The organism is Pseudomonas sp. GL-B-26 (assembly GCF_019947405.1).
GTDB lineage: Bacteria > Pseudomonadota > Gammaproteobacteria > Pseudomonadales > Pseudomonadaceae > Aquipseudomonas.
Map to the genome: position 1 here is coordinate 66,126 of NZ_JAGYGJ010000020.1, position 23,709 is coordinate 89,834.

Annotated in this window: 24 protein-coding genes; 12 read left to right on the forward strand and 12 right to left on the reverse strand. The window is 58.6% G+C overall.

Translation table 11 applies throughout. The annotated features are described in order from the left end of the window. Positions 1-7 precede the first annotated feature (7 nt). Complete coding sequence (locus KGB23_RS15165; RefSeq protein WP_223431664.1) at positions 8-2,074, reverse strand: carbon starvation CstA family protein; 2,067 nt, start codon at positions 2,072-2,074, stop codon at positions 8-10. A gap of 158 nt (positions 2,075-2,232) precedes the next feature. Between KGB23_RS15165 and KGB23_RS15170 the strand changes: the two genes are divergently transcribed. Further along, complete coding sequence (locus tag KGB23_RS15170; RefSeq protein ID WP_223431665.1) at positions 2,233-2,601, forward strand: PilZ domain-containing protein; 369 nt, start codon at positions 2,233-2,235, stop codon at positions 2,599-2,601. 63 nt (positions 2,602-2,664) lie between these two features. Here KGB23_RS15170 and radA read toward each other — a convergent pair whose 3' ends face one another. Continuing rightward, positions 2,665-4,032 carry a DNA repair protein RadA gene (gene radA, locus KGB23_RS15175; RefSeq protein ID WP_008149143.1) on the reverse strand — a complete coding sequence of 456 codons (1,368 nt, stop codon included), beginning with the start codon at positions 4,030-4,032 and terminating at the stop codon, positions 2,665-2,667. A 657-nt stretch (positions 4,033-4,689) separates the two neighbouring features. Here radA and mscL point away from each other — a divergent pair. Beyond that, positions 4,690-5,103, forward strand: coding sequence for a large-conductance mechanosensitive channel protein MscL (mscL, locus tag KGB23_RS15180; protein WP_150658220.1), 414 nt, complete (start codon positions 4,690-4,692; stop codon positions 5,101-5,103). A gap of 45 nt (positions 5,104-5,148) precedes the next feature. On the opposite strand, the gene KGB23_RS15185 is transcribed toward mscL, so the two are convergent. Continuing rightward, entirely contained in the window at positions 5,149-5,925 is a 777-nt protein-coding gene (locus tag KGB23_RS15185; protein ID WP_223431666.1) for a ferredoxin--NADP reductase, read from the reverse strand. A 345-nt stretch (positions 5,926-6,270) separates the two neighbouring features. On the opposite strand from KGB23_RS15185, the gene KGB23_RS15190 reads away from it, so the two are divergent. After that, positions 6,271-7,002 carry a helix-turn-helix transcriptional regulator gene (locus KGB23_RS15190; RefSeq protein ID WP_223431667.1) on the forward strand — a complete coding sequence of 244 codons (732 nt, stop codon included), beginning with the start codon at positions 6,271-6,273 and terminating at the stop codon, positions 7,000-7,002. A 175-nt stretch (positions 7,003-7,177) separates the two neighbouring features. After that, positions 7,178-8,302, forward strand: a complete 1,125-nt coding sequence (locus KGB23_RS15195; protein ID WP_046048762.1) for a methyltransferase — start codon at positions 7,178-7,180, stop codon at positions 8,300-8,302. Positions 8,303-8,384: 82 nt separating this feature from the next. Here KGB23_RS15195 and KGB23_RS15200 read toward each other — a convergent pair whose 3' ends face one another. Genes KGB23_RS15200 through KGB23_RS15210 form a run of 3 tightly spaced genes read right to left on the reverse strand, consistent with a single transcriptional unit; the run spans position 8,385 to position 11,063 of the window. Continuing rightward, entirely contained in the window at positions 8,385-8,555 is a 171-nt protein-coding gene (locus KGB23_RS15200; protein WP_082555883.1) for a DUF2474 domain-containing protein, read from the reverse strand. A gap of 57 nt (positions 8,556-8,612) precedes the next feature. Continuing rightward, the gene (gene cydB / locus KGB23_RS15205; protein ID WP_046048761.1) at positions 8,613-9,620 is read right to left on the reverse strand and encodes a cytochrome d ubiquinol oxidase subunit II; all 1,008 of its coding nucleotides are present in this window, start codon (positions 9,618-9,620) and stop codon (positions 8,613-8,615) included. Between the two features lie 3 nt (positions 9,621-9,623). Beyond that, entirely contained in the window at positions 9,624-11,063 is a 1,440-nt protein-coding gene (locus KGB23_RS15210; protein WP_223431668.1) for a cytochrome ubiquinol oxidase subunit I, read from the reverse strand. Positions 11,064-11,548: 485 nt separating this feature from the next. Between KGB23_RS15210 and KGB23_RS15215 the strand changes: the two genes are divergently transcribed. The 3 genes from KGB23_RS15215 to KGB23_RS15225 all read left to right on the forward strand — a co-directional run bounded on the left by KGB23_RS15215 (position 11,549) and on the right by KGB23_RS15225 (position 13,451). Next, entirely contained in the window at positions 11,549-12,787 is a 1,239-nt protein-coding gene (locus tag KGB23_RS15215) for an MFS transporter (protein WP_223431669.1), read from the forward strand. Between the two features lie 84 nt (positions 12,788-12,871). Next, a complete protein-coding gene (locus tag KGB23_RS15220; protein WP_046054192.1) occupies positions 12,872-13,150 on the forward strand; it encodes a type II toxin-antitoxin system RelE/ParE family toxin in 279 nt (92 codons plus the stop codon). Between the two features lie 13 nt (positions 13,151-13,163). Continuing rightward, positions 13,164-13,451: a HigA family addiction module antitoxin gene (locus KGB23_RS15225; protein ID WP_223431670.1), complete on the forward strand. Its 288-nt coding sequence runs from the start codon at positions 13,164-13,166 to the stop codon at positions 13,449-13,451. 6 nt (positions 13,452-13,457) lie between these two features. On the opposite strand, the gene KGB23_RS15230 is transcribed toward KGB23_RS15225, so the two are convergent. Next, a complete protein-coding gene (locus KGB23_RS15230; protein WP_223431671.1) occupies positions 13,458-14,009 on the reverse strand; it encodes a DJ-1 family glyoxalase III in 552 nt (183 codons plus the stop codon). 66 nt (positions 14,010-14,075) lie between these two features. Beyond that, complete coding sequence (locus KGB23_RS15235) at positions 14,076-14,531, reverse strand: DUF4879 domain-containing protein (protein WP_223431689.1); 456 nt, start codon at positions 14,529-14,531, stop codon at positions 14,076-14,078. 214 nt (positions 14,532-14,745) lie between these two features. Here KGB23_RS15235 and KGB23_RS15240 point away from each other — a divergent pair, with 214 nt between their 5' ends. Together KGB23_RS15240 and trmA are read left to right on the forward strand one after the other, a co-directional pair. Further along, entirely contained in the window at positions 14,746-16,041 is a 1,296-nt protein-coding gene (locus tag KGB23_RS15240) for an NCS2 family permease (RefSeq protein WP_150658226.1), read from the forward strand. Then, positions 16,038-17,117: a tRNA (uridine(54)-C5)-methyltransferase TrmA gene (gene trmA, locus KGB23_RS15245; RefSeq protein WP_046048756.1), complete on the forward strand. Its 1,080-nt coding sequence runs from the start codon at positions 16,038-16,040 to the stop codon at positions 17,115-17,117. Before KGB23_RS15240 ends, trmA begins: the two co-directional genes overlap by 4 nt. A gap of 54 nt (positions 17,118-17,171) precedes the next feature. Here the strand turns inward: trmA and KGB23_RS15250 are convergent, their stop codons facing one another. Both KGB23_RS15250 and KGB23_RS15255 read right to left on the reverse strand, forming a co-directional pair. Continuing rightward, positions 17,172-17,618 (reverse strand): DUF2442 domain-containing protein, encoded by a 447-nt coding sequence (locus KGB23_RS15250; protein ID WP_223431672.1) that lies wholly within the window; start codon positions 17,616-17,618, stop codon positions 17,172-17,174. Beyond that, a complete protein-coding gene (locus tag KGB23_RS15255; RefSeq protein WP_223431673.1) occupies positions 17,615-18,043 on the reverse strand; it encodes a DUF4160 domain-containing protein in 429 nt (142 codons plus the stop codon). Before KGB23_RS15255 ends, KGB23_RS15250 begins: the two co-directional genes overlap by 4 nt. Positions 18,044-18,265: 222 nt before the next feature. Between KGB23_RS15255 and KGB23_RS15260 the strand changes: the two genes are divergently transcribed. The 3 genes from KGB23_RS15260 (at position 18,266) to KGB23_RS15270 (ending at position 20,619) form a co-directional block, all read left to right on the forward strand. Then, complete coding sequence (locus KGB23_RS15260) at positions 18,266-19,177, forward strand: LysR family transcriptional regulator (protein WP_223431674.1); 912 nt, start codon at positions 18,266-18,268, stop codon at positions 19,175-19,177. Between the two features lie 141 nt (positions 19,178-19,318). Then, the gene (gene aroQ / locus KGB23_RS15265) at positions 19,319-19,759 is read left to right on the forward strand and encodes a type II 3-dehydroquinate dehydratase (RefSeq protein WP_008084592.1); all 441 of its coding nucleotides are present in this window, start codon (positions 19,319-19,321) and stop codon (positions 19,757-19,759) included. 5 nt (positions 19,760-19,764) lie between these two features. Beyond that, the gene (locus tag KGB23_RS15270; RefSeq protein WP_223431675.1) at positions 19,765-20,619 is read left to right on the forward strand and encodes a shikimate dehydrogenase; all 855 of its coding nucleotides are present in this window, start codon (positions 19,765-19,767) and stop codon (positions 20,617-20,619) included. 36 nt (positions 20,620-20,655) lie between these two features. Here the strand turns inward: KGB23_RS15270 and KGB23_RS15275 are convergent, their stop codons facing one another. Continuing rightward, positions 20,656-21,333: a TetR/AcrR family transcriptional regulator gene (locus KGB23_RS15275; protein ID WP_223431676.1), complete on the reverse strand. Its 678-nt coding sequence runs from the start codon at positions 21,331-21,333 to the stop codon at positions 20,656-20,658. 102 nt (positions 21,334-21,435) lie between these two features. Continuing rightward, complete coding sequence (gene quiC / locus KGB23_RS15280) at positions 21,436-23,337, reverse strand: 3-dehydroshikimate dehydratase QuiC (RefSeq protein WP_223431677.1); 1,902 nt, start codon at positions 23,335-23,337, stop codon at positions 21,436-21,438. Positions 23,338-23,709 lie beyond the last annotated feature (372 nt).

Below are 23,709 nucleotides of genomic sequence, written 5' to 3' on the forward strand. Positions count from 1 at the left end.
TCCTCGATTACGCATCCGGCAGAGCCTGGAATGGCGCTTCTTTATCCGTACGTTCCTTGCTGCCCCAGGCGGAAATACCGACCTTGAGCGCATAGAACAGGATACTGAATACCACGAACAGGAACAGCGCGGTCAGCGTTGCGTTGGTGTAGGCGTTGAAGATCACGTGCTGCATCTGCGTGATGTCCTTGGCCGGGGCGAGGATCTGACCGTTGGCCAGCGCATCGCTGTATTTCTTGGCCAGCGACAGGAAGCCGATCGCCGGGTTGGCGTCGAACAGCTTGATGAAGCCGGCGGTGGTGGTGCAGATCAGCAGCCACACGGCGGGCAGCATGGTCACCCAGACGTAGCGCTGGCGTTTCATTTTGATCAGCACAACGGTCGCCAGCATCAGCGCGATACCGGCGAGCATCTGGTTGGAGATGCCGAACAGCGGCCACAAGGTGTTGATCCCGCCCAATGGGTCGATCACGCCCTGGTACAGCAACCATCCCCACATCGCCACACAACCGGCGGTGGCGATCAGGTTGGCGGTCCAGGATTCCGTGCGCCGCAGCGCCGGCACGAAGGAGCCGAGCAAGTCCTGGAGCATGAAGCGTCCGGCACGGGTACCGGCGTCGACGGCGGTCAGGATGAACAGCGCTTCGAACAGGATCGCGAAGTGGTACCAGAATGCCATGGTGTTTTCACCCGGCAACACGCTGTGCAGGATCTGCGCAATACCGACCGCCAGGGTCGGCGCACCGCCGGCACGGGCCAGGATGGTGGTTTCACCAATGTCATGGGCCACCGCTTGCAGCGCTTCCGGGGTGATTGCAAAGCCCCAGCTGCTGACGGTTTGTGCCACGGCCACCACATCACCGCCGACGACTGCCGCCGGACTGTTCATGGCGAAGTACACGCCTGGCTCGATCACCGAAGCAGCAACCATGGCCATGATGGCGACGAAGGACTCCATCAGCATGCCGCCGTAACCGATGTAACGGGCGTTGACTTCGTTATCCAGCAACTTCGGTGTGGTGCCGGAGGAGATCAGCGCGTGGAAACCGGAGACCGCGCCACAGGCGATGGTGATGAACAGGAACGGGAACAGACCGCCTTTCCATACCGGGCCGGTGCCATCGATGAACTGGGTCAGCGCCGGCATTTTCAGCTCGGGCATGGTGATCAGGATGCCGATTGCCAACGCCACGATGGTGCCGATTTTCAGGAAGGTCGACAGGTAGTCCCGCGGCGCCAGAATCAGCCACACCGGTAACGAGGCGGCCACGAAACCGTAACCGACCAGCATCCACGTAATCTGCACGCCAGTGAAGCTGAACGCCTTGGCCCAGACCGGATCAGCGGCAATCTGCCCGCCCAGCCAGATAGAACCGAGCAGCAGCAACACGCCGACAACGGAGATTTCACCGATGCGACCCGGACGGATGTAGCGCATGTAAATGCCCATGAACATCGCGATCGGGATGGTCGCCATCACCGTGAAAATACCCCACGGGCTCTCGGCCAGGGCTTTCACAACGATCAGTGCCAGCACCGCGAGGATGATGATCATGATCAGGAAGCAGCCAAACAGCGCGATGGTCCCGGGGATGCGGCCCATTTCTTCACGGACCATATCGCCGAGGGAACGGCCGTTGCGGCGAGTGGACATGAACAGGACCATGAAGTCCTGAACGGCACCGGCCAGCACCACGCCGGCGATCAGCCACAGCGTACCGGGCAGGTAGCCCATCTGCGCCGCCAGGACCGGACCGACCAGCGGCCCCGCACCAGCGATCGCCGCGAAGTGGTGACCGAAGAGAATGTGTTTGTTGGTCGGCACGTAGTCCAGACCGTCATTATTGAGCACGGCGGGGGTGGCCCGTCGCGGGTCGAGTTGCATCACGTTGTTAGCGATGAACAGACTGTAGTAACGATACGCAACCAGATAGATGGCCACAGCGGCGACCACAATCCACAAGGCATTGATCGCCTCGCCTCGGCGCAATGCCACTACACCAAGGGCGCACGCCCCTACGATTGCCAGCAGCAGCCAGGGTAGGTGGCGTAGCAGGCTATTATTATTTTTCATTTTATGATTCCAGCCAGGGTGGACAAGAAAGACAGCCATCCCGAGTTTAGCGCTAACGGCCGCAAAGGCCATCCCCCGACATGGGTTGAGCCATCACTTTGCTGGCAGCCTTTGACAATGCGGGTCTATAGTCAGCGAACATTTACGAGGATTGCGCCATGAGCGAGCACCCTGCCGATCGCCGCCGCTTCAAACGTATTGCGTTCGATGCCCGAACCGAGCTGAGCCAGGGGGAATTCATCTGGCCGGTGAAGTTGATCGACCTGTCCCTTAAGGGACTGTTGATCGAAAAGCCCGAACCGTGGCTGGGGAATCGGGAGTGGCATTTCCTGGTCGATATTCATCTCAACGAGGACGTCGCCATCAAGATGGATGTGCAACTGACCCACGATGATCATGGTCAGCTCGGGTTCGTCTGCCGACATATCAGCCTGGAATCCATCGAACGCTTGCGGCGGTTGGTTGAACTCAACCTGGGGGATCCGCAGGAACTGGAGCGCGAATTGGGCGCCTTGATCAGTATTTGAAGACCAATACAAACCCTGTGGGAGCGAGCTTGCTCCCACAGGGTTTGTGTTCTATCTGGAAGGTTATTCGAAGAGGGCGTCCAACGCCTGTTCCAGACGCGTCACGGCGATAATCTGCAACCCCGGCGGCGCCTCTTTCGGCGCATTGCCCTTGGGCACGATGGCGCGCTTGAAGCCGTGTTTGGCGGCTTCTTTCAAGCGTTCCTGGCCGCTCGGTACCGGGCGTACTTCGCCGGAAAGCCCGACCTCGCCGAACACCAGCAGATCATGGGGCAGTGGCCGGTTGCGCAAACTGGACATGACCGCCGCCATCAGCGCCAGATCCGATGCCGTTTCCAGCACCTTCACCCCGCCCACCACGTTGAGAAACACATCCTGATCGTGGGTCGGAATGCCGCCGTGACGGTGCAGCACCGCCAACAACATCGCCAGTCGATTCTGGTCCAGCCCCAGCGTTACCCGACGTGGATTGGCCAGGTGACTGTCGTCCACCAGCGCCTGGACTTCCACCAGCATCGGCCGCGTCCCTTCCCACGTCGCCATGACCACACTGCCCGGCACTTCTTCCTGCGCACGGGTGAGAAAAATCGCCGAAGGGTTGGAGACTTCCTTCAAGCCCTTGTCGGTCATACCGAACACGCCCAGTTCGTTGACGGCGCCGAAACGGTTTTTCACCGCTCGCAGCAAACGCAAACGCCCATCGGATTCGCCTTCGAAATACAGCACCGTGTCGACCATGTGTTCCAGCACTCGCGGCCCGGCCAATGCACCTTCTTTCGTCACGTGACCGACCAGGAAAATGGCCGTGCCGCTCTGCTTGGCATAGCGCACCAACAACGCCGCGCTTTCCCTGACCTGGGACACGCCGCCCGGTGCCGATTGCAGTTGCTCGGTGAAGATCGTCTGAATCGAGTCGATCACCATCACCTTGGGTTTTTCCTGCCGTGCGGTGGCGATGATGGTCTCGATGCAGGTTTCGGTCATCACCCGCAGTTGATCCTGAGGCAAGCCGAGACGGCGGGCGCGCATGGCCACTTGCTGCTGGGATTCTTCGCCGGTGACGTACAGCGCCGGCATGACTTTGGCGAGGTTGCACAAGGTTTGCAGCAGAATGGTCGATTTGCCGATGCCCGGATCACCGCCGATCAACACCACCGAGCCATCCACCAGGCCGCCACCCAACACCCGATCGAGCTCGCTGGACGCTGTGGAAAAACGCGGGATTTCTTCGACGCTAACTTCGGCCAGGGTCTTGATCTGTGCCTGTTGGCCGGTCCAGCCGGTGCGACCGCTGGGGGCTGCGGCGCCACCGCTCTCCACCATGGTTTCGGTCAGGGTGTTCCAGGCCCCGCACTCACCGCACTGGCCAGCCCACTTGGGGAAGGTTGAGCCGCACTCGGTGCAGCCGTACATGCGCTTGGCCTTGGCCATCTGAACTCCCGGCAAAAACCGCGATGATAGCTCAGCTGGTGCGGATCAGCGCAGCGAAGTTACCCAGCGGCTCTTCGGTAGCAACTTGCTCAGCCCCTGGAATATATTAAGCGCATTACTAATCATAAAAACTTGTACAACTTCCCACCCCGACATACCCAATAAAATACTAGTCTTACCCAATGAAACAAAAATCGGAACCTGTACAAATCTTAGTCATTTAAAACCTGAACGTACAACCCAACTATTAAACCAACCTTATAATAGGAACAACCAAGCCAATGGAAATATAATGGCGTTCTGATATTTAGCACAGGTAATTTGTTTGAGGCGCGAGCCTTTATACCTTGCAGACCATTTATATAAAAACTTCATATACCGCACGTTGTCTTGCATCAACCCAGTGCGAATGCCCCTACTTTCTATAGTTCTATCCTGCACCTCCCGCCACTCGGTAGAGGGATAAAATGTTCAGCGGGCGCGCTGGTGGCCCCAGTCCAAAGCAGCTACCCCAAGCAAGAGTGATGGTATTTTCAAACTTTTTACCGCCGAGAAGGGCGGTAGCAGGCACGCTCTATAAGCAGTTGCTTCGAGCAGGATGCGCCATGCTGATTTACACTGCGTTCACCAACCTCATCTGTAACAAGGAAATAACCTATGGGCGTGATAAGTGAGTTCAAGGCCTTCGCGGTCAAAGGTAACGTGGTCGACATGGCCGTCGGTATCATCATCGGTGCCGCCTTCGGCAAGATCGTTTCATCGTTTGTCGGCGACGTGGTGATGCCACCCATTGGCCTGCTGATCGGGGGGGTGGACTTCAGTGACCTGGCCATCACACTCAAAGCAGCCAACGGCGATATCCCGGCGGTAGTGCTGGCGTACGGCAAATTCATCCAGAGCCTGATTGACTTCATCATCGTCGCCTTCGCGATCTTCATGGGCGTCAAAGCCATCAACCGCCTGAAACGCGAAGAAGCCGTTGCGCCAACGCTGCCACCGGTTCCGACCAAGGAAGAAGAGTTGCTGGAAGAGATCCGCGATCTGCTCAAGGCTCAGAACAACCGGCCCTGAACGCGTTAGTCAAACAAGAAGCGGCGCCCTTGAGGCGCCGTTTTTTTACCAGTAGTTTTCCACCGCCACTTGCCCGGGTCGGCGACTGAGGCTCAAGTGCATGTGGCGCTGTTTGAGCAATTTGCGCGTGTCATCGATCATCTGCGGATTGCCGCAGAGCATGACCCTCGAGTGCTCGGCCGTCAGCGCCAGGCCTGCCGCCTGCTCCAGCTCGCCATTTTCGATCAGCGCAGTGATCCGGCCGCTCAAAGCGCCATGATGCTGCTCGCGTGTGACCGTGGTGATGAACTGCAGTTTGTGCGCAAACTCCGCTAAATAGTCGCGCTGGGCCAACCCGCTGACGAGGTCCTGATAAGCCAGTTCCCGGGCTTCGCGCACACTGTAGACCAGGATGATTCGTTCGAATTTCTCCCAGACCTCGAAGTCCTGCAGGATCGACAGAAACGGCGCCAGGCCGGTGCCTGTGGATAACAGCCAGAGATCACGGCCGTCGACAAAGCGATCCAGCGTCAGGTAACCAAAGGCCTGCCGCTCTACCAGCAGCGTATCGCCGACTCCGAGCCGACTCAGCTCACTGGTGAACTCCCCCCCCGGCACCACAATGGAAAAGAATTCGAGGAACTCGTCATAGGGCGACGACACCATGGAATAGGCGCGCCATACGGTGCTGCCGTCAGCCTTGGTAACGCCCAGCCGGGCGAATTGCCCTGCACGAAAACGAAAACCCGGATCCCGGGTGGTCCGCAGGGTAAACAGACTGGGGGTCAGCGACTGGACGTCGAGCAAGGTCTGACGAGTGAACTTTTCTGCACTGGCGGTCATGGGGTGCTCCATTCAACAGATAGCCACAGTGTCCCGCAAAGCGGAGGGCTTAAACACCGATGATTTGTAGTGGCTTTAGCCAGGGATTCATTCACATTAACTTCATGATACGACTTAACATTAACCACCCAGTTAACGCACAAATCCAAGGCTGATTAAAGTAAGCCAGACATTTCGTTATCTATACCAGCACGCCCTAACGTTAGAACCAGATACTTGTTTAAAAATCGCAAACCAAGCCAAAAAATCTCACACGAACATAGGAAACATCCTACACTCGGCTCGTGCCAGATCATTGGATCCAAAAAAGGCACTCCCAAGTAACATCACACCTGGAGATACACAATGGAGAGGTGGAAGGAATCACAGCTCAACCAATTATCGCGAACAACGGAGATTGATATCGCCTACCGGATTTCACTGGGTTTCGCGAAAAATATAGGCTTTAAATTTTTCGCCTTTTCAACAACATACCCAATAAAAACTGACCACTTCAATACAGTCCAGCTCAACAATTACCCTACGGACTGGAACATTGAATATGAACAAAAAAATTTCAGCGCAATAGACCCGGTAGTGGCTCACTGCACTCATTCCAGGCTGCCTGTCCTTTGGAGCGAAGAACTTTTTTCCAAGACCCCATGGTTGTGGGACTCGCTTGAGAAACAAGGATTGCAGCATGGCTGGTCCCAATCGGTCCATGACGAGGACAGTGGTGTTTGCAGCATTCTGAGCCTGGCCAGAAGCCATTGCCCGATCACTGCGTTTGAGCTGTATGAAAATCTCGGTTTTTCAGTATTCATCGGGCGCCACCTGCATGCGTTGATCGCACAGACACTGCCCAGGAAATCGACCAAGCCACCCGTGCCGCATTTGTCCCCCCGCGAGATCGATGTATTAAAACTGGCGGCTGATGGCAAGACTGCATATGAGAGTGCCAGAATCCTCAATCTCAGCGCACGCACGGTCAATTTTCATGTGCAAAGCGCGATTCTGAAACTGGGGGTCAATAACAAGATTTCGGCAGTCATCGCCGCCACCAAGGACGGTTTTCTAAATAGCAGCGCGATGCGTTGACCCAAAAAACCTGCAAGTAATCCAAAAGAAAAAAACGTACCATTTGCGGTCCTTCTTGAGTGTTGACGTGTGAACCTTCACGACGCAGTGCACTCGGACGGTCACGCCCGCTACAACGCCCTTGGGCCGCGGGACACCTATTGATGACCCCGTTGATTACCCAGAGCCCCGCCTCATGCCCTTGCTCGAAACACCCTTCGCCCGACTCGACCTGATCCGCCAGCCCGAACAGCAGAACGAACCGCTGCAGGCATTTGATGCCGCAGACGAATACCTGCTCACCCATCTGGCTGACCAACAGCCCTCGGCCGACACTCGGGTTTTGGTACTCAACGACAGCTTTGGCGCATTGGCCGCCAGCCTGGCGGGCAAGGTTCAAGTGACCAGCAGCGGTGACTCGTTCCTGGCCTTTCAGGGACTGGAAAAAAATCTGATCCGTAACGGCCAGGCATTTGATGCGGTGCCAAGCGTACCTGCCAGTGAAGCCTTTTCAGGCCCCTTTGACCGGGTACTGATCCGGGTACCGAAAACCCTTGCCTTGCTGGAAGAGCAATTGATTCGTTTGCAGGGTCAACTGGCGCCGGGGGCTCAGGTGATTGCTGCGGCGATGATCAAGCATTTGCCCCGCGCCGCGGGCGATCTGCTGGAACGCTACATCGGCCCGGTGCAGGCCTCGTTGGCGGTGAAGAAGGCTCGGCTATTGATCGCGACTGCTGAAGTCAAAGCGCCTGTCGTGTCCCCCTACCCGACCCGTTATCGACTCGACGCCCCTGAGATCGAACTGCTGAATCACGCCAATGTGTTCTGCCGCGAAGGCCTGGACATCGGCACGCGAGCTTTTTTACCGCACCTGCCAAAGAACCTCGGTTCAGCGCGGGTTGCCGACCTGGGATGTGGCAACGGGGTTTTGGCCATCGCCAGCGCCCTGCAAAACCCCGAGGCCCACTACACGCTCGTGGACGAATCGTTCATGGCCGTGCAATCGGCAGCCGAAAACTGGCGCGCGGCGCTCGGTGACCGGGAAGTGGTTGTACGTGCCGACGATGGTTTGGCGGGTCAGGAACCTCAGTCTCTGGACGTGGTGTTGTGCAACCCACCGTTTCACCAACAACAAGTCGTCGGCGACTTCCTGGCCTGGCGCATGTTCCAGCAGGCCCGAGAGGCTCTGGTGGTGGGTGGCGCGTTGTACATCGTCGGCAACCGTCATCTGGGTTATCACAGCAAGCTCGCGCGGTTGTTCCGCGGTGTCGAGCAAGTGGCGGCCACACCCAAGTTCGTGATCCTTAAAGCCCGCAAATAATCCAAGGCAAAAAAAACCCTCCAGCAAAGGAGGGTTGTAAATCCGTGCCGCAAGGCAACGGGATGGGATCTGGTGCAAAAAATCAGTGGGTCGTCAGGCCCGCGGCATTCATGAACATGCGCATCAGGCTGGCCACGATGAACAGCGCCACAACGCTGCCGGTCCAGATCATCGCCAGCCAGCCGAGTCGCTGCCAGAGCGGCTTTTTCTCTGCTGCTTCGATTTCCTGCAAGGAATGTTTACCCGCCTTCATCGCAATCTCCTCTGACGAAATGACACAGGTCTCAGCCCTGTGCCACTGTCGCGTGCTCTAGTGGTAACCATCTTCGTGGGTGACCTTGCCGCGGAACACGTAATAGCTCCAGAAGGTGTAACCCAGGATGAACGGGATGATGAACAGCGTGCCCACCAGCATGAAGCCCTGGCTTTGCGGCGGTGCGGCGGCGTCCCAGATCGAGATCGACGGCGGCACGATGTTCGGCCACAGGCTGATGCCCAGACCGCTGTAGCCGAGGAAGATCAGCACCAAGGTCAGCAGGAATGGCGTGTAGTGCGCATTGCGAGCCACCGCACGGATCAGACCGTACATGGTCACCAGCACCAGAATCGGCACCGGCAGGAACCAGAACAGGTTCGGCAGGGTGAACCAGCGAGCGGCAATCTCGGCGTGGGCCAGCGGGGTCCAGATGCTGACGATACCGATCACTGCCAACACCACGAAAGCCAGCGGTCGAGCCAGGTCATGCATCTGCTCCTGCAACTTGCCTTCGGTCTTCATGATCAGCCAGGTGCATCCGAGCAGCGCATAAGCCACCACCAGCGCCAGGCCGCAGAACAGGGTGAACGGCGTCAACCAGTCCAGTGAGCCACCGGCAAATTGGCGATTGACCACCGGCAACCCATCAATGAACGCACCCAACGCCACGCCCTGGAAAAAGGTGGCGGCGACCGAGCCCCCGATGAACGCCTTGTCCCAGAGATGGCGCTTGTCGTCCCGGGCCTTGAAGCGGAACTCGAACGCCACGCCGCGGAAGATCAGCCCGATCAGCATAAAAATCAACGGCAGGTACAACGCCGAAAGCACCACCGAATAGGCCAGCGGAAAGGCACCGAACAACGCTGCGCCGCCCAGCACCAGCCAGGTTTCGTTACCGTCCCAGACCGGCGCGACGGTGTTCATCATCACGTCACGATCGGTCTTGCCCGGAATGAACGGGAAGAGAATCCCGATCCCCAAATCAAAACCGTCCATGACTACGTACATCATGATGCCGAAGATGATGATCACGGCCCAGATCAGCGGAAGATCAATACCCATGAGTCAAATCTCCTTGGTCAGGCTGGGGCTGCGGTCGCCGTCACCGTTGTCATCGGCGGCGGACAGCGGACGGGCCGGCGTACGTTTCTGGCCAGGACCACCCTCATTGGTTTCCTTGCCTTCGTCGATCTTCGGCCCTTTGCGCACCAGGCGCATCATGTAGCCCAGACCGGCACCGAACAGCGCGAAATAGACCACGACGAACATGATCAACGTGATGCTCATCTGCATGAAGCTGTGATTGGAGGACGCATCCGCCGTGCGCATCAGGCCATAGACCACCCACGGCTGACGGCCGATTTCAGTGGTGAACCAACCGGCGAGGATCGCGATCAGGCCGGACGGCCCCATCCACAACGCCAGGTACAGGAACGGCCGCGAGGTATAGAGCTTGTCGCGTTTACGCAGCCACAAACTCCACAAACCGGTGAAGATCATTAGCATGCCCAGACCCACCATGATCCGGAACGACCAGAACACGATGGTCGAATTCGGCCGGTCTTCAGGCGGGAATTCCTTGAGCGCCGGGACCTGTTTGTCCAGCGAGTGCGTGAGGATCAGGCTGCCCAGATACGGGATCTCCACCGCGAATTTGGTCCGTTCTTCTTTCATGTCCGGCCAGCCGAACAGGATCAGCGGGGTCGGCTCATCGCCGTGGTTTTCCCAGTGACCTTCGATCGCGGCGATTTTCGCCGGCTGATGCTTGAGCGTATTGAGACCGTGGAAGTCACCGATGACTGCTTGAATCGGCGCCACGATCAAGGCCATCCACATGGCCATCGAGAGCATGGTGCGGATCGCCGGGTTGTCCTTGCCACGCAGCAAATGCCAGGCCGCCGAGGAACCGACGAAGAAGGCAGTCGCAACGAACGCCGCCGTCGCCATGTGCATCAGGCGGTACGGGAACGACGGGTTGAAGATTACCGCCAGCCAGTCCACCGGAATGACCTGGCCGTTGACGATTTCATAGCCTTGCGGTGTCTGCATCCAGCTGTTGGAAGCGAGAATCCAGAAGGTCGAGATCAACGTGCCGATGGCGACCATGACCGTAGCGAAGAAGTGCAGATTGCGCCCGACCTTGTTCCAGCCGAACAGCATGACACCGAGGAAACCGGCTTCGAGGAAGAAAGCGGTGAGTACTTCGTACGTCAGCAGCGGCCCGGTCACCGAGCCGGCGAAGTCCGAGAAGCGGCTCCAGTTGGTGCCGAACTGATAGGCCATGACCAGCCCGGAAACCACGCCCATACCGAAGTTGACGGCAAAGATCTTCGACCAGAAGTGGTACAGATCGCGGTACGTGTCGTTATGGGTTTTCAGCCAAAGGCCTTCGAGCACCGCCAGGTAACTCGCCAGGCCAATGGTGATGGCGGGAAATAGAATGTGAAACGAAATGGTGAACGCGAACTGCATCCGGGCGAGATCAAGTGCCTCCAAACCGAACATAAGTCTTCCTCTGTCAGGTAATACCGGCTGAAGGCTTGTGGCCTACACCCACTGCCCCCACGGATATGGAGTGTGGCGAATTTGAATTCGTTCTTTTTTTACAAACATCACAACGTAGGGAGTCTGGCCATCTGGCCGCCGAATCAATTCCACGAGCGGTCTTGATCTGGATCAAGCAACGTTAAAAGAGTAGTCCCATTTTTGACGATGGACGGTGTGGTCTTTTGCCGCGTGACAGGTTGCCTCATCGCTACGGTCATAGGCAGAAACACATTCCCTGTGGGAGCGGGCTTGCTCGCGAAAGCGATCGGTCTGGCACCTTTTTGTTGGATGTGCCGACGTCTTCGCGAGCAAGCCCGCTCCCACAGGGGGATTTCCGCGTTTTCGAAATCGGTGTCTAGCTAACGAAATTTCCCAACCCTGCAACTTTTGGTTACAGCTTGGTGATAATCTCGCCCCTCCCCTCGCTCAAGACCGGCCCTCAGATGCCCAGCCAAGCGCCCTTGCTGTTACGTCATCACCGCCCATTTATCGCGTTTTGGCTGGCTCGGGTGTTTACCGCCAGCGGTTTCCAGATGCTCACGGTGGCCATTGGCTGGAACCTCTACCAACTGACCGGCAATGTGCTCGACCTGGGTTTGGTCGGTCTGGTGGAATTCGCCCCGCGGGTCCTGTTCATGCTGCACACCGGGCATGTCGCGGACCGCTATGACCGGCGCAAGGTCGCGGCTATCTGTCAGTCCCTGCAAGCATTGATCGCCCTGTCGCTGGCCATCGGCAGCGCGACCGACAATGTCACCCGGGAGATGATCTTCATCCTCGCGTTCCTGCTCGGTGCCGCCCGCTCCTTCGAGATGCCGACCACTCAGGCCTTGTTGCCGAGCATCGTGCCCAGCGCGCTGTTTCCCCGCGCCGTCGCCGCCGCCCAATCCGCACAGCAATCGGCGACTATCGTTGCCCCGGCCCTCGGTGGGTTGCTTTACGCCTTCGGCAGCGTCTGGGTCTATGGCCCGACGGTGATCCTCTACATCATCGCCTGCATGCTGATGCTCAACCTGCCTGCACGGCAGACACCGCTGAACAAAGGCAAGGCAACCCTGGATTCGCTGCTGGCGGGCATCCGCTTCATTCGCAGTCGTCCGGACATTCTCGGGGCGATTTCTCTGGATCTGTTCGCGGTATTGCTCGGTGGTGCGACGGCGTTGCTGCCGGTGTTCGCCAAGGACATTCTACTGACCGGCCCTTGGGGCCTGGGCCTGCTGCGTTCAGCGCCGGCAGTCGGTGCGCTGCTGATGTCGCTGTACCTGGCGAGATTTGCCGTGGAACGCAAAGTCGGACGGGTCATGTTCACCGCAGTCGGTGTATTCGGTGTCGCGACCATTGCGTTCGGCCTGTCGACCTCGTTCTGGTTTTCCCTGGCGGTGTTGGTGGTGTTGGGCGCGGCGGACATGATCAGCATGGTGATCCGCGCCTCCTTCGTGCAACTGGAAACACCGGATGAAATGCGCGGCCGGGTCAGTGCCGTGAACGGTCTGTTCATCGGCGCTTCGAACCAGTTGGGCGAGTTTGAATCCGGCTTGACCGCCCACTGGTTCGGCACCGTGCCAGCGGTGGTCATGGGCGGTATTGGCACATTGGTGGTGACCGGGGCGTGGATCAAACTGTTCCCGACCCTGGCCGAGCGCGACCGCATGCATGTGCCGGTGGAAGAAGTGAAGGCTTGAAGCAGTTGCCGATCACACTTTTGCCGAGCAGGTGCAATACATAGATAGTGCATCAGGTGTAATGTATCGCCTTACACTTGTCCCATGATCAAATCCTTTCAGCACAAAGGCCTTCGTGGCTTCTATGAAACAGGTTCGACTCGTGGGATCCGCGCAGACCATGCGAAGCGTCTGTCTCGAATGCTTCAGTTCATGGACCGCGCAACGCTACCTGGCGATCTGGACCTTCCGGGATGGCGATTACACCCACTCAAAGGAGAGTTGACCGAATATTGGTCACTGAGCGTTTCGGGGGAACTGGCGATTATTTTTCGTTTTATCGATTCAGACATCGAACTGGTCGACTATCTGGACTACCACTGACAGGAGGCAGGACATGCCCATGCACAACCCGCCACACCCTGGCGAAACCCTTTTGATGGATGTATTGCCCGAACTTGGTATCAGCGTCACAGAGCTGGCCCGGCACCTGCGATTTGCGCGCCCGCATCTATCGCGAGTGCTGCATGGCCACGCGCCGATCAGTCCTGATTTGGCGGTACGCCTGGAGCGGGCTGGAATTGGCAAGGCCAGAATGTGGCTAGGTATTCAGACCGACTACGATCTTTGGCAAGCGGAGCATCGTGAGCAACCGGTCATCGAACTCATTGCCGTCCACGCCTGACACTCTCTAGACCACCAACTCCCCCGCCACCGCCGCTCGCCTGGCTTTGCCGCAGAGTTGTTCCACCAGCGTCAAGGCGAATTGCAACGCCGCCCCTGAACCTTGGGCAGTGATGCAGTTGCCATCGACCACCACCGGTTGATCGACGAAGTTGCACCCCAACAGTTGATGGCTGGCCGATGGCAGGCAGGTCATGCGCCGCTGACGCAGTACGCCAAAGGCTTGCAGCGCCAGCGCCGGGGCCTCGGCGATGCCGGCGAACAGACGCCCGGCCGCCACCTGATCCTTGATCAATTGTTGCAGGGGTTGATGCGCCGCCAGATGTTGCGCCCCTACGGCACCGCCGGGCAGGACGATCAGGTCGAACGGCTGTGCCAGCACGTCCACCAGCATCGCATCGGACGTCACTCGGGTGCCGCGCGCGCAGGTGAGCATGCGCCGCCCCTCAATGCTGGCCACCACCAATTCAACCTTGGCACGGCGCAGCACATCGATCAGGGTCACTGCTTGCAGGTCATCGATGCCCTCGGCGAGGGTAATCAGAGCTCTAAAGGTCATGGGCGCAGTCCACAGGATAATCTTTAAAGCGTAGTCAGCTTTCCTGCCCCTTGTTCGAACCGGCCGTTACTTGATGTAAAGCTGCGTCGACAGCGTATTGCCGGGCGCGTTGATCGACGTGTTGCTGAAGGTGAACGTGCCTTCCTGCTTGCCTGCCAGATCGAAGACATACAAATTGCCGACGGTTTTTCTCCCGACGGTGCAATCGGTCAGATTGCCATTATCGAAAGCACAGATAGGGGTCCGGGTGCCGTTCACCTCAAAACCATCCAGCCCGACATGCGCGCTACGACCGTAACCGACTTCCAGCACGTAGACCTTGATGTTCGGTCCGCTGTGATTGCAGCGGGTTTGTTCTTGCCCCTGCGCGATGTCTTCAAAGCCGCAGGCCGGCGACTCGACCTTGAGTACCTTCACCTGACTCAGCGGCGCCGCCGATGCGGCCGAGGCGGTGTGTGCCCCCAGGAACATGGCGATCGACACTCCGAACACGGCAATCAGACGTTTATTCATGCAATACATAAGTACCCCCAAAACCAGCGCGCAGTATGGCGCACTTGGCTTTACCGCAAAACATCGACGACGATCGCAGCCATAAGCAGCCATAGCCCCACGCTGCTGGTATGATGCGCGGCTTTTTCCGACCCATAGAAAATTACCAGGCGCCTGCAGCGGTCTGTGCTTTGCTGTTGAGGTCGATACATTCACGGCGCCTGGCGCGCCACGGGGAGCAGACATGCTGGAAAGGCTGTTTCAACTCAAGGCACATAACACCAACGTGCGGACCGAGATTCTGGCGGGCTTCACGACCTTTTTGGCCATGGCCTACATTCTGTTCGTCAACCCGAGCATCCTCGGCGAGACCGGCATGGACAAGGGTGCGGTGTTCGTCGCCACGTGTCTGGCAGCTGCCATCGGCTCCACGGTGATGGGCCTGATCGCCAACTACCCGATCGCTCTCGCGCCGGGCATGGGCCTGAACGCCTTCTTTACCTACACCGTGGTCCTGCACATGGGCCACACCTGGCAAGTAGCGCTGGGCGCGGTGTTCATTTCGGCAGTGATGTTTTTCCTGTTGTCGATCTTCCGCATCCGCGAATGGATCATCAACAGCATCCCACTGGCGCTGCGCTCGGCGATTGCCGCTGGTATCGGTCTGTTCCTGGCGCTGATTGCCCTGCACAACGCCGGCATCGTGGTCAGCAACCCGGCAACCATGGTCGGCCTCGGCGATTTGAAACAACCGGCCCCGATCCTCGCGACCCTCGGCTTTGCCCTGATCGTGGCGCTCGAAGCGCTTAAAGTGCGCGGCGCGGTACTGATCGGCATTCTGACGGTGACCATCGTTTCGATCGTGATGGGCTTCACCCCGTTCGGCGGCGTAATGTCGATCCCACCGTCCCTGGCCCCGACCTTCCTGCAACTGGACATCAAGGGCGCCCTGGACATTGGTCTGGTCAGCGTGATCTTCGCTTTCCTGTTCGTCGACCTGTTCGACAATTCCGGCACCCTGATCGGCGTCGCCAAGCGCGCGGGCCTGATGGGCAAGGATGGCCACATGCCGAAAATGGGTCGCGCCCTGATCGCCGACAGCACCGCGGCCATGGCCGGTTCGCTGCTGGGCACCTCGACCACCACCAGTTACATCGAATCCGCAGCCGGAGTGAGTGCCGGTGGCCGCACCGGCCTGACCGCTGTTGTCGTGGCGATTCTGTTCCTGTTGGCGCTGTTTTTCTCGCCATTGGCGGCCAGCGTTCCAGCCTTTGCGACCGCGCCTGCACTGCTGTTCGTCGCAGTATTGATGACATCCGGCCTAGCCGAAATAGACTGGGACGACATCACCGTCGCCGCACCGGTCGTGGTCACTGCTCTGGCCATGCCGTTCACTTATTCCATCGCCAACGGCATCGCCTTTGGTTTCATCTCCTGGACCGCAATCAAGTTGCTGTCCGGTCGCGGCCGTGAGCTGAACTCGGCACTGGTGATTCTGTCGATTCTGTTCGTGATCAAGTTGGGTTGGTTCAACGCATGACTTTTGATTCCCAAGCTTACGCCGTTCAACTCGAAGAAAAGGTCACGCGCCTGCGTGACCTGTTGGCCCCGTTCGGTGCGCCAGAACCTGCGGTGTTCGACTCGCCGCTGCAGAACTTCCGCCTGCGCGCCGAATTCCGCTTGTGGCGCGAAGCCGGTGAGCGTCACTACGCGATGTTTTCCCAGGAAGACAAACGCACGCCGATCCTGATCGAAGAGTTCCCGATCGCCAGCCTGCGCATCAACGAGTTGATGCCGCAGCTGAAGGCGGCGTGGCAAGCCAGTGCGGCCCTGAGCCACAAGCTGTTTCAGGTGGAGTTCCTGACCACGCTGGCCGGCGATGCGATGATCACGCTGTGCTATCACCGCCCGCTGGACGAGCACTGGCACGCGGCAGCGTCGAAACTGGCAGCCGATCTGAACGTCAGCATCATCGGCCGCTCCAAGGGCAAACGCGAAGTGATCGGCCTCGATTACGTGGTCGAGCAGATGGACGTCGGCGGTCGCACCTTCAGCTATCGCCAGCCGGAAGGCGCGTTCACCCAGCCCAACGGCACCGTGAACCAGAAGATGCTCAACTGGGCTTACGACTCACTCGGTGATCGCTCCGACGATTTGCTGGAGCTGTATTGCGGCAATGGCAACTTCACCTTGCCGCTCGCGACGCGCGTGCGCAAAGTGCTGGCCACCGAAATCAGCAAGGCGTCGGTCAATGCCGCGTTGAGCAATCTCAGCGAAAACGCTGTGGATAACGTCACCCTGGTGCGCTTGTCCGCCGAGGAGCTGACCGAAGCCCTGAACGAAGTTCGTCCTTTCCGTCGTCTGCACGGTATCGATCTGAAGAGCTACGAGTTCGGTAGCGTCTTCGTCGATCCTCCTCGCGCCGGCATGGACCCGGACACCTGCGAGCTGACCCGTCGCTTCGACAACATCCTCTACATTTCCTGCAACCCGGAAACCCTGGCGGCCAACATCGCCCAGTTGCACGACACCCATCGCATCACCCGATGCGCAATGTTCGACCAGTTCCCGTGGACCCATCACATGGAATCCGGGGTGTTGTTGACCCGTCGTTGATTGCCGTTGGCAGAAACAAATCAGCCGTCATCACGACGGCTTTTTTGTGCGTGCTTAAAGGGTGATATCTGTCTTGCGGGGGCGCCCGCCCTTTCGGCCATTCGACCGCGCAGCCTCAGCCTTGGCGGCACTGCTTTGGCGACCATTACGCGAGGCGATGACCGACGCGGCCATATCCATCAGCGGCTTGCTGGCCGAAACCATCCCGGCGATGGAGACCTGCAGATCCTTGCCCTCGTGGCAAAGGGCTGTCCCGGAAAAGCCGACTTCCAGGTCTGCGAAATCTTCGACGTCGAAATCATCGAACTCCGGATAGTGCTGCACGGGCAACAGCACGCCACTGCCATCAATGAAATTGACCGCCAGGCACGGTTCCACAAAGGTCACCGAAGTCGCCCGCAGACCGCCTTTGTGGCGCACCTGGCCACGCTGGATAGCTTCATCCAGCACGGCTTCGGTAACGGGCCGATCCACCAACATTTTTGCTGTTATCGTTTTCATAGTTCGATCTCCACGCCCTCCGGAACGCCCATCAGCGCCAGTAGGGTCTTGTTCGTCTCGGGCTCATAGCAAGCCGAGCCAATCATGCAGGTCGTACTGGCGACCTTTTTTACCACCACGACTTCGCTGGTTTGCCAGTCCCATATCTGATGATCGAGGCAGACCGTGTGCAGCTTGTCCCACCAGATACACCGAGCGCGGCGCAAATGAGCGGGTTGTCCGAGCGCGTGACGCAACCCTTCCAGCACCGCCACAGATGGCCTGCGAGAAATAGGAACCACGTCCCACAGCTCGACACTGTTGTGCCAGAAGCTGAATTTGAAGCGCGCACTCCAGGTTCCGGCATCCACATGTGCATGCGGCGGGCAGTGCTCATCGCGCAACATGATCACCATTGAAAACCCTTTGTAGCTGAATAATCTCATGCTAACCCATCCGTTAGGTTAATGAGCCCGAAGACCCGACATTCCCTGGAAAATCCGATAACTGGCGCTGAGCATTCGATCAGCCATCCTCCATTGAGCCTAGCGCTCAGGCTCTTATCAGGCCGGCGGATAACGGCGAAAATTGGTAAGCAATCCTTTCACCGCCTCCACAAAAATGGTGGTGAAATTCAGTCCTTCATTTGATCCCCGGTGTAATCAATCATGCAGCGACAATTCGACGATCTTCAGCTGGGCAGCATCGAACTGTTTTGTCTGGCGGCCGAAGCCGGCAGTTTTACCGCCGCCGCGCTGGTGGCTGGCGTGACGCCGGCAGCCGTGAGCCGCTCGGTGTCCCGCATGGAGGAACGCTTGGGCGTGCAGTTGTTCGCCCGCACCACCCGCAGCGTCAAACTGAGCGACAGTGGTCGGCGGTATTACGAGGAATGTCGTCAGGCGCTGGCGCAACTGGTCGAGGCCCAACGCGAGGTCATGGGCCAGCAGCAACAGCCTTCCGGCACCTTGCGCATCAGCATTCCCACCACCTATGCCCATCACCGGATTCTGCCGCTGTTGCCGGCATTTCGGGCTCGCTTTCCGGCGGTGAAGGTCGAGTCGCATATCAGTAATCGCAACATCGATTTCGTCGGTGAAGGCTATGACATGGCGATCCGCGTGCGGGCGATTCCGGATTCCGGTCTGATCGCCCGACAGTTGGAAGACGCCGCGCTGGTGATGATTGCCAGTCCTGACTACCTGAAGCATGCGGGCATTCCACACACGCTGGACGATCTCAAACAACACGAGTGCATCCAGTACGAATTGCCCAGCAGCGGTCGGCGGATTGCCTGGCTGTTCAACGACAATGGTGTGCACCGGGAAATTCTGGCCGAGGGCAATCTCAGTTGCTCCGACGACGTACTGGGCGGCGTGACCCTGGCCAAACACGGGGCGGGACTGTTTCAGACCTATCGTTTCATTGTCGAAAACGAATTGGCCGATGGTTCGCTGGTGGAGGTGCTCAAGCCTTATGGTGGGCGCTCGCGACCGTTCACCCTGCTCTACCCGCAAACTCGCCATATGCCGTTGCGTTTGAGGGCGTTTATCGATTTTCTGGTGGAGCATCTGCCCCGCTGAAAAGCCGAAACTGTCCGATCACCGCACACATTAGCCCTGAGAACCGCCTCTTCAATTGACCAAATTAACCAGATAGTACAATTTATCTCCACAGGCTGAAACCCTCGGCCAATGCCAAAAACAATAAGTGGAGAGACCCCGATGCCCCCTATCGTTCTGGTGCTCAACGGCCCGAATCTAAACCTGCTCGGCACCCGTGAACCGGCGACTTACGGCCACGAAACCCTGGCCGACATCTCAGCGTTATGCGGTCGTGCCGCCGAAGAGTTCGGCCTGGCGGTGGAGTTCCGCCAGACCAATCATGAAGGCGAACTGCTCGACTGGATTCACGCCGCGCGCGGCCGCTGCGCCGGGATCGTCATCAACCCGGCCGCCTGGACCCACACCTCGGTCGCGATCCGCGATGCGTTGGTCGCCAGCGAATTGCCGGTGATCGAAGTCCACCTGTCCAACGTTCATGCCCGCGAGCCCTTCCGCCACCACTCTTTTGTTTCGGCCATTGCCACGGCGGTGATGGCCGGTTTCGGCAGCCACGGCTATCGCCTGGCGCTGGAGCATTTCAGCCAACGTTTGAAGGGGTGAACGCCGTGACTCAGACCAACGCGGTACTGGCCGGACTGATCGGCGCCGGCATCCAGGCTTCTCGCACCCCGGCATTGCACGAGCATGAAGGCGATGCCCAGGGCTTGCGTTACCTCTATCGCCTGATCGATCTGGACCAGTTGAAACTCGACAGCGGCGCCCTGCCCGACCTGTTGATGGCCGCCGAGCGGATGAACTTCACCGGCCTGAATATCACCTTCCCCTGCAAGCAGACGATCATCCCGCTGCTCGACGAATTGTCACCAGAAGCCCGCGGCATTGGGGCGGTGAATACGGTGGTGTTGAAGGACGGCAAACGCATCGGCCACAACACCGATTGCCTTGGGTTCGCCGAGGGGTTTCGTCGAGGCTTGAAGGGCGTTGCCCTTGAGCGCGTCGTGCAAATGGGCGCCGGTGGCGCCGGTGCGGCAGTGGCCCATGCACTCTTGAGTGAAGGCGTACAGCTGCTGAACATTTTTGACGTGGAGATCAGCCGTGCGCAGAGCCTGGCGGACAATCTCAATCAACATTTCGGCGTCGGCCGGGCTGTGGCGGGACATGACTTGCCGAGCACCCTGGCCCAGGCTGACGGTCTGGTGAACACCACCCCCATGGGCATGAAAAAACTGCCGGGCATGCCAGTGCCAGTGGAATTGCTTCGAGGTGAGTTGTGGGTGGCGGAGATTGTTTACTTCCCGCTGGAAACCGAACTGCTGCGCAACGCCCGCGCGTTGGGTTGCCGCACGCTGGATGGCGGCAACATGGCGGTGTTTCAGGCGGTGAAGGCATTTGAGTTGTTCAGCGGCGTGGTGCCGGATGCGCAGCGGATGCTGGAACATTTTCAGAGCATGAATGGCTGAACGAATGTGGCGAGGGGGCAATCCCCTCACCCCACATCAGGCTTGCAGATAGCGCAAAACCGACTCGCAAATCATCTCTCGATGACGCTGCTTGATGCTTTCGTCCGGCAAGTCGATCTGAAAGATCTCACCGAAGGTATGGCGGTTCGACACGCGATAGAAGCAGAACGAGCTGATCAGCAGATGCACATCCAACGGCTCGAGCCCCGCACGGAACACTCCTTCCTCAGCACCTCGACGCAAAATCTCGCCCAGTGAATCGAGGATGGTGTTGTTCATCGCCTTGATCGCATCGGAACGTTTCACGTATTCAGCGTTGTGAATATTCTCGATGCTGACGATACGCACGAAATCGACATTGTGATCATGGTGGTCGAAAGTGAATTCCACCAGCCGCCGAATCGCTTCCACCGGAGCCAGTTCGGTCAGGTGCAGACGGTTTTCGGTGCTGCGGATATCGCCGTAGAGTTTCTCCAGCACCTCGATGTAGAGCTGTTCCTTACTGCCGAAGTAGTAATAGATCATGCGTTTTGAGGTGTGGATGCGCTCGGCAATCGCATCGACGCGAGCGCCGGAAAGCCCCTGCTGGACGAACTCGACAATCGCCTCTTGAAGGATGTTCTCGCGGGTCTTTTCCGGGTTGTTCTTGCGACTCTTGCGCGGCTCGACAATCGGCTCGTCGGGCGCTGCGGAGAGGTCTGAAGTTATCGTCATTGCGGGCTCACGGCCATCACTGCACAGGTTGGCGATTATGGGCCGCGCCGCACAGTGAAGGAAGCCGTGCGGCGGCGGTTTGTACCCGTGTTTACGATTTTCCTACAACTTTGCCTGACGTACGGCGCCGCTTCGAGACTTGGCCATGGCCGCCAGTCGCACCGCGACGTTGGCGGCGCCGTAACCTGCGTAACCGTTCTTGCGCTGGATAATTTCAAAGAAGAACCGTCCTTCAAACGGCTCGGTGTACACATGAAACAGCTCGCCGCCCTGGGCATCGCGGTCGTAGAGCACGTTGTAATAGGCCAGTTCGCTGAGGAACTCGTCGTCGAAATCGAACCGCGCGGCGAGGTCATCGTAGTAATTGAGCGGGATATCCAGCAGCGGTACGCCCGCCTCTTTGGCCCGGCTGACTTCGGCAAAGATGTCGTCGCAATCGAAGGCGATGTGATGCACGCCAGAGCCGCGATAACTCGACAGCGCGTGTGAGATTGCGGTGTTGCGGTTCTCGGAAATATTCAGCGGCAAACGGATCGAACTGTCCCGGCTGCGCAGCGCCCGACTCTTTACCAGACCGTACGGGTCAGGCAGCACCACTTCGTCGTCGGCTTCGAAATCCAGCAGGCTTTTATAGAACAGCACCCAACTGTCGAGGCTGTCGGCCGGCAGCGCCATAGCCATGTGGTCGATGCGCTTGAGGCCGCCGCTGGTCACGGCGGTGGGTTGCAGGTTGAAGTCGGTGCCGTAGACGTCGGCATCCTGGTCCACCAGATAAATCAGGCTGCCATCCGGCGCGCGCACCGCGGCGAGTTCCAGTTCATTGGGGCCAACCAGCCCGCGATACGGCTGGCCTTTATAAGCCACGGCCCGGGCCAGCGCACTGGCGCTGTCCTTGACCCGCACGGCAGTGGCGCACAGTGATGGACCGTGAGCTTCGAAAAAACTGTGGGCGAACGAGTAAGGCTCGGAGTTGAGGATCAGGTTGATATCACCCTGACGCAGCAGGCTCACGCTCTTGGAGCGGTGTTGCCCTGTCTTGACGAAACCCAGCCGCTCCAGCCAATGGGACAGCTTGGCGCCAAGGCGCTCGTCCACGGCGAACTCAAGAAATTCGATGCCGTTGTACTCGCTGGCCTGGGGCGTCTCGAACAGAATGTCTACAGTGGCCGGTGGCGTGGCTTCCTGCGCCAGACGCTCGCGGGTTTTCTCTTCCAGATAGAGCAACGAGCGCAAACCGTCGGCGGCATTGGCCCTCGGTGGTGCAGCGCGGAAGCCGTCGTTGAAGATCTCCAGCGACAACGGCCCGGTGTAACCGCTCTTGATGATCGGCGCGAGGAAACCCGGCAGATCGAATTCGCCCTGGCCCGGGAAACAGCGGAAGTGCCGGCTCCACTCCAGCACGTCCATGGCCAGGATCGGCGCGTCGGCCATTTGCACGAAGAAAATCTTGTCGCCGGGAATTTCGGCAATCGCGCTCGGATCACCCTTGAGCGACAGCGTGTGGAAACTGTCCAGCAACACGCCGAGGTTTGGATGATCGGCCTGACGGACGATGTTCCACACCTGTTGATAAGTGTTCACGTGGCGGCCCCAGGCCAGCGCTTCGTAGCCGATCCGCAAACCACGGGCACCGGCGTGTTCGGCCAGCAGGCGCAAGTCGTCGACTAAAATCTGTTCGTCACCGATAGAGTCGGCCGAAGCGTTGCTGCACACCAGCACCAGGTCCGTGCCCAGTTCCTGCATCAGGTCGAACTTGCGCTCGGCCCGCTCCAGGTTGCGCGGCAGGCGGTCGCGGCGGCAGCCCTCAAAATCCCGGAAGGGTTGAAACAGCGTGATCGCGATCCCGAGATCGGCGCACATCTGTTTAATTTCCCGCGGACTGCCGTCGTAGTAGAGAAGGTCGTTCTCGAAAATCTCCACCCCGTCAAAACCGGCGGCGGCAATGGCTTCGAGTTTTTCCGGCAGGGTACCGCTCAAGGACACGGTGGCAATGGAACGCTGCATACTTCGACTCCCGGTGGTGGAGACAATCTTTTTATCGATATCGCACGCTTTCGCTTTTACGTAGGAGCTGTCGAGTGAAACGAGGCTGCGATCTTTTGATGTCGGTTTTTAAGATCAAAAGATCGCAGCCTCGTTTCACTCGACAGCTCCTACAGGGATCAGGGATCGCGTTGATCTGTGAACGAATTATTGGCCGGTCGAATCGACACAGCAATTCAAAGTGTACTACCCGGTTAGTTTTGTGTTCGATTATCGAACACAATGGCCCTTGGCGAATTGACGATTTTTCGTCCACTGCGCAACATCAACACCACATTGGGTCCGGCCGTGAACAACAGGACCCGGTTACCAAAGACCCAGAACACCACATAA

Coding starts and splice junctions, on each gene's coding strand:
- KGB23_RS15185 (WP_223431666.1), bottom strand. CDS start 5,925: ATGACCGCCAGTGCAGAAAAGTTCACTCGTCAGACCTTGCTCGACGTC.
- quiC (WP_223431677.1), bottom strand. CDS start 23,337: ATGCAGCGTTCCATTGCCACCGTGTCCTTGAGCGGTACCCTGCCGGAA.
- KGB23_RS15230 (WP_223431671.1), bottom strand. CDS start 14,009: ATGACCTTTAGAGCTCTGATTACCCTCGCCGAGGGCATCGATGACCTG.
- KGB23_RS15235 (WP_223431689.1), bottom strand. CDS start 14,531: ATGTATTGCATGAATAAACGTCTGATTGCCGTGTTCGGAGTGTCGATC.
- KGB23_RS15240 (WP_150658226.1), top strand. CDS start 14,746: ATGCTGGAAAGGCTGTTTCAACTCAAGGCACATAACACCAACGTGCGG.
- KGB23_RS15215 (WP_223431669.1), top strand. CDS start 11,549: ATGCCCAGCCAAGCGCCCTTGCTGTTACGTCATCACCGCCCATTTATC.
- KGB23_RS15250 (WP_223431672.1), bottom strand. CDS start 17,618: ATGAAAACGATAACAGCAAAAATGTTGGTGGATCGGCCCGTTACCGAA.
- KGB23_RS15195 (WP_046048762.1), top strand. CDS start 7,178: ATGCCCTTGCTCGAAACACCCTTCGCCCGACTCGACCTGATCCGCCAG.
- KGB23_RS15210 (WP_223431668.1), bottom strand. CDS start 11,063: ATGTTCGGTTTGGAGGCACTTGATCTCGCCCGGATGCAGTTCGCGTTC.
- radA (WP_008149143.1), bottom strand. CDS start 4,032: ATGGCCAAGGCCAAGCGCATGTACGGCTGCACCGAGTGCGGCTCAACC.
- cydB (WP_046048761.1), bottom strand. CDS start 9,620: ATGGGTATTGATCTTCCGCTGATCTGGGCCGTGATCATCATCTTCGGC.
- KGB23_RS15220 (WP_046054192.1), top strand. CDS start 12,872: ATGATCAAATCCTTTCAGCACAAAGGCCTTCGTGGCTTCTATGAAACA.
- KGB23_RS15200 (WP_082555883.1), bottom strand. CDS start 8,555: ATGAAGGCGGGTAAACATTCCTTGCAGGAAATCGAAGCAGCAGAGAAA.
- mscL (WP_150658220.1), top strand. CDS start 4,690: ATGGGCGTGATAAGTGAGTTCAAGGCCTTCGCGGTCAAAGGTAACGTG.
- KGB23_RS15275 (WP_223431676.1), bottom strand. CDS start 21,333: ATGACGATAACTTCAGACCTCTCCGCAGCGCCCGACGAGCCGATTGTC.
- KGB23_RS15260 (WP_223431674.1), top strand. CDS start 18,266: ATGCAGCGACAATTCGACGATCTTCAGCTGGGCAGCATCGAACTGTTT.
- KGB23_RS15255 (WP_223431673.1), bottom strand. CDS start 18,043: ATGAGATTATTCAGCTACAAAGGGTTTTCAATGGTGATCATGTTGCGC.
- aroQ (WP_008084592.1), top strand. CDS start 19,319: ATGCCCCCTATCGTTCTGGTGCTCAACGGCCCGAATCTAAACCTGCTC.
- KGB23_RS15170 (WP_223431665.1), top strand. CDS start 2,233: ATGAGCGAGCACCCTGCCGATCGCCGCCGCTTCAAACGTATTGCGTTC.
- KGB23_RS15225 (WP_223431670.1), top strand. CDS start 13,164: ATGCCCATGCACAACCCGCCACACCCTGGCGAAACCCTTTTGATGGAT.
- trmA (WP_046048756.1), top strand. CDS start 16,038: ATGACTTTTGATTCCCAAGCTTACGCCGTTCAACTCGAAGAAAAGGTC.
- KGB23_RS15165 (WP_223431664.1), bottom strand. CDS start 2,074: ATGAAAAATAATAATAGCCTGCTACGCCACCTACCCTGGCTGCTGCTG.
- KGB23_RS15190 (WP_223431667.1), top strand. CDS start 6,271: ATGGAGAGGTGGAAGGAATCACAGCTCAACCAATTATCGCGAACAACG.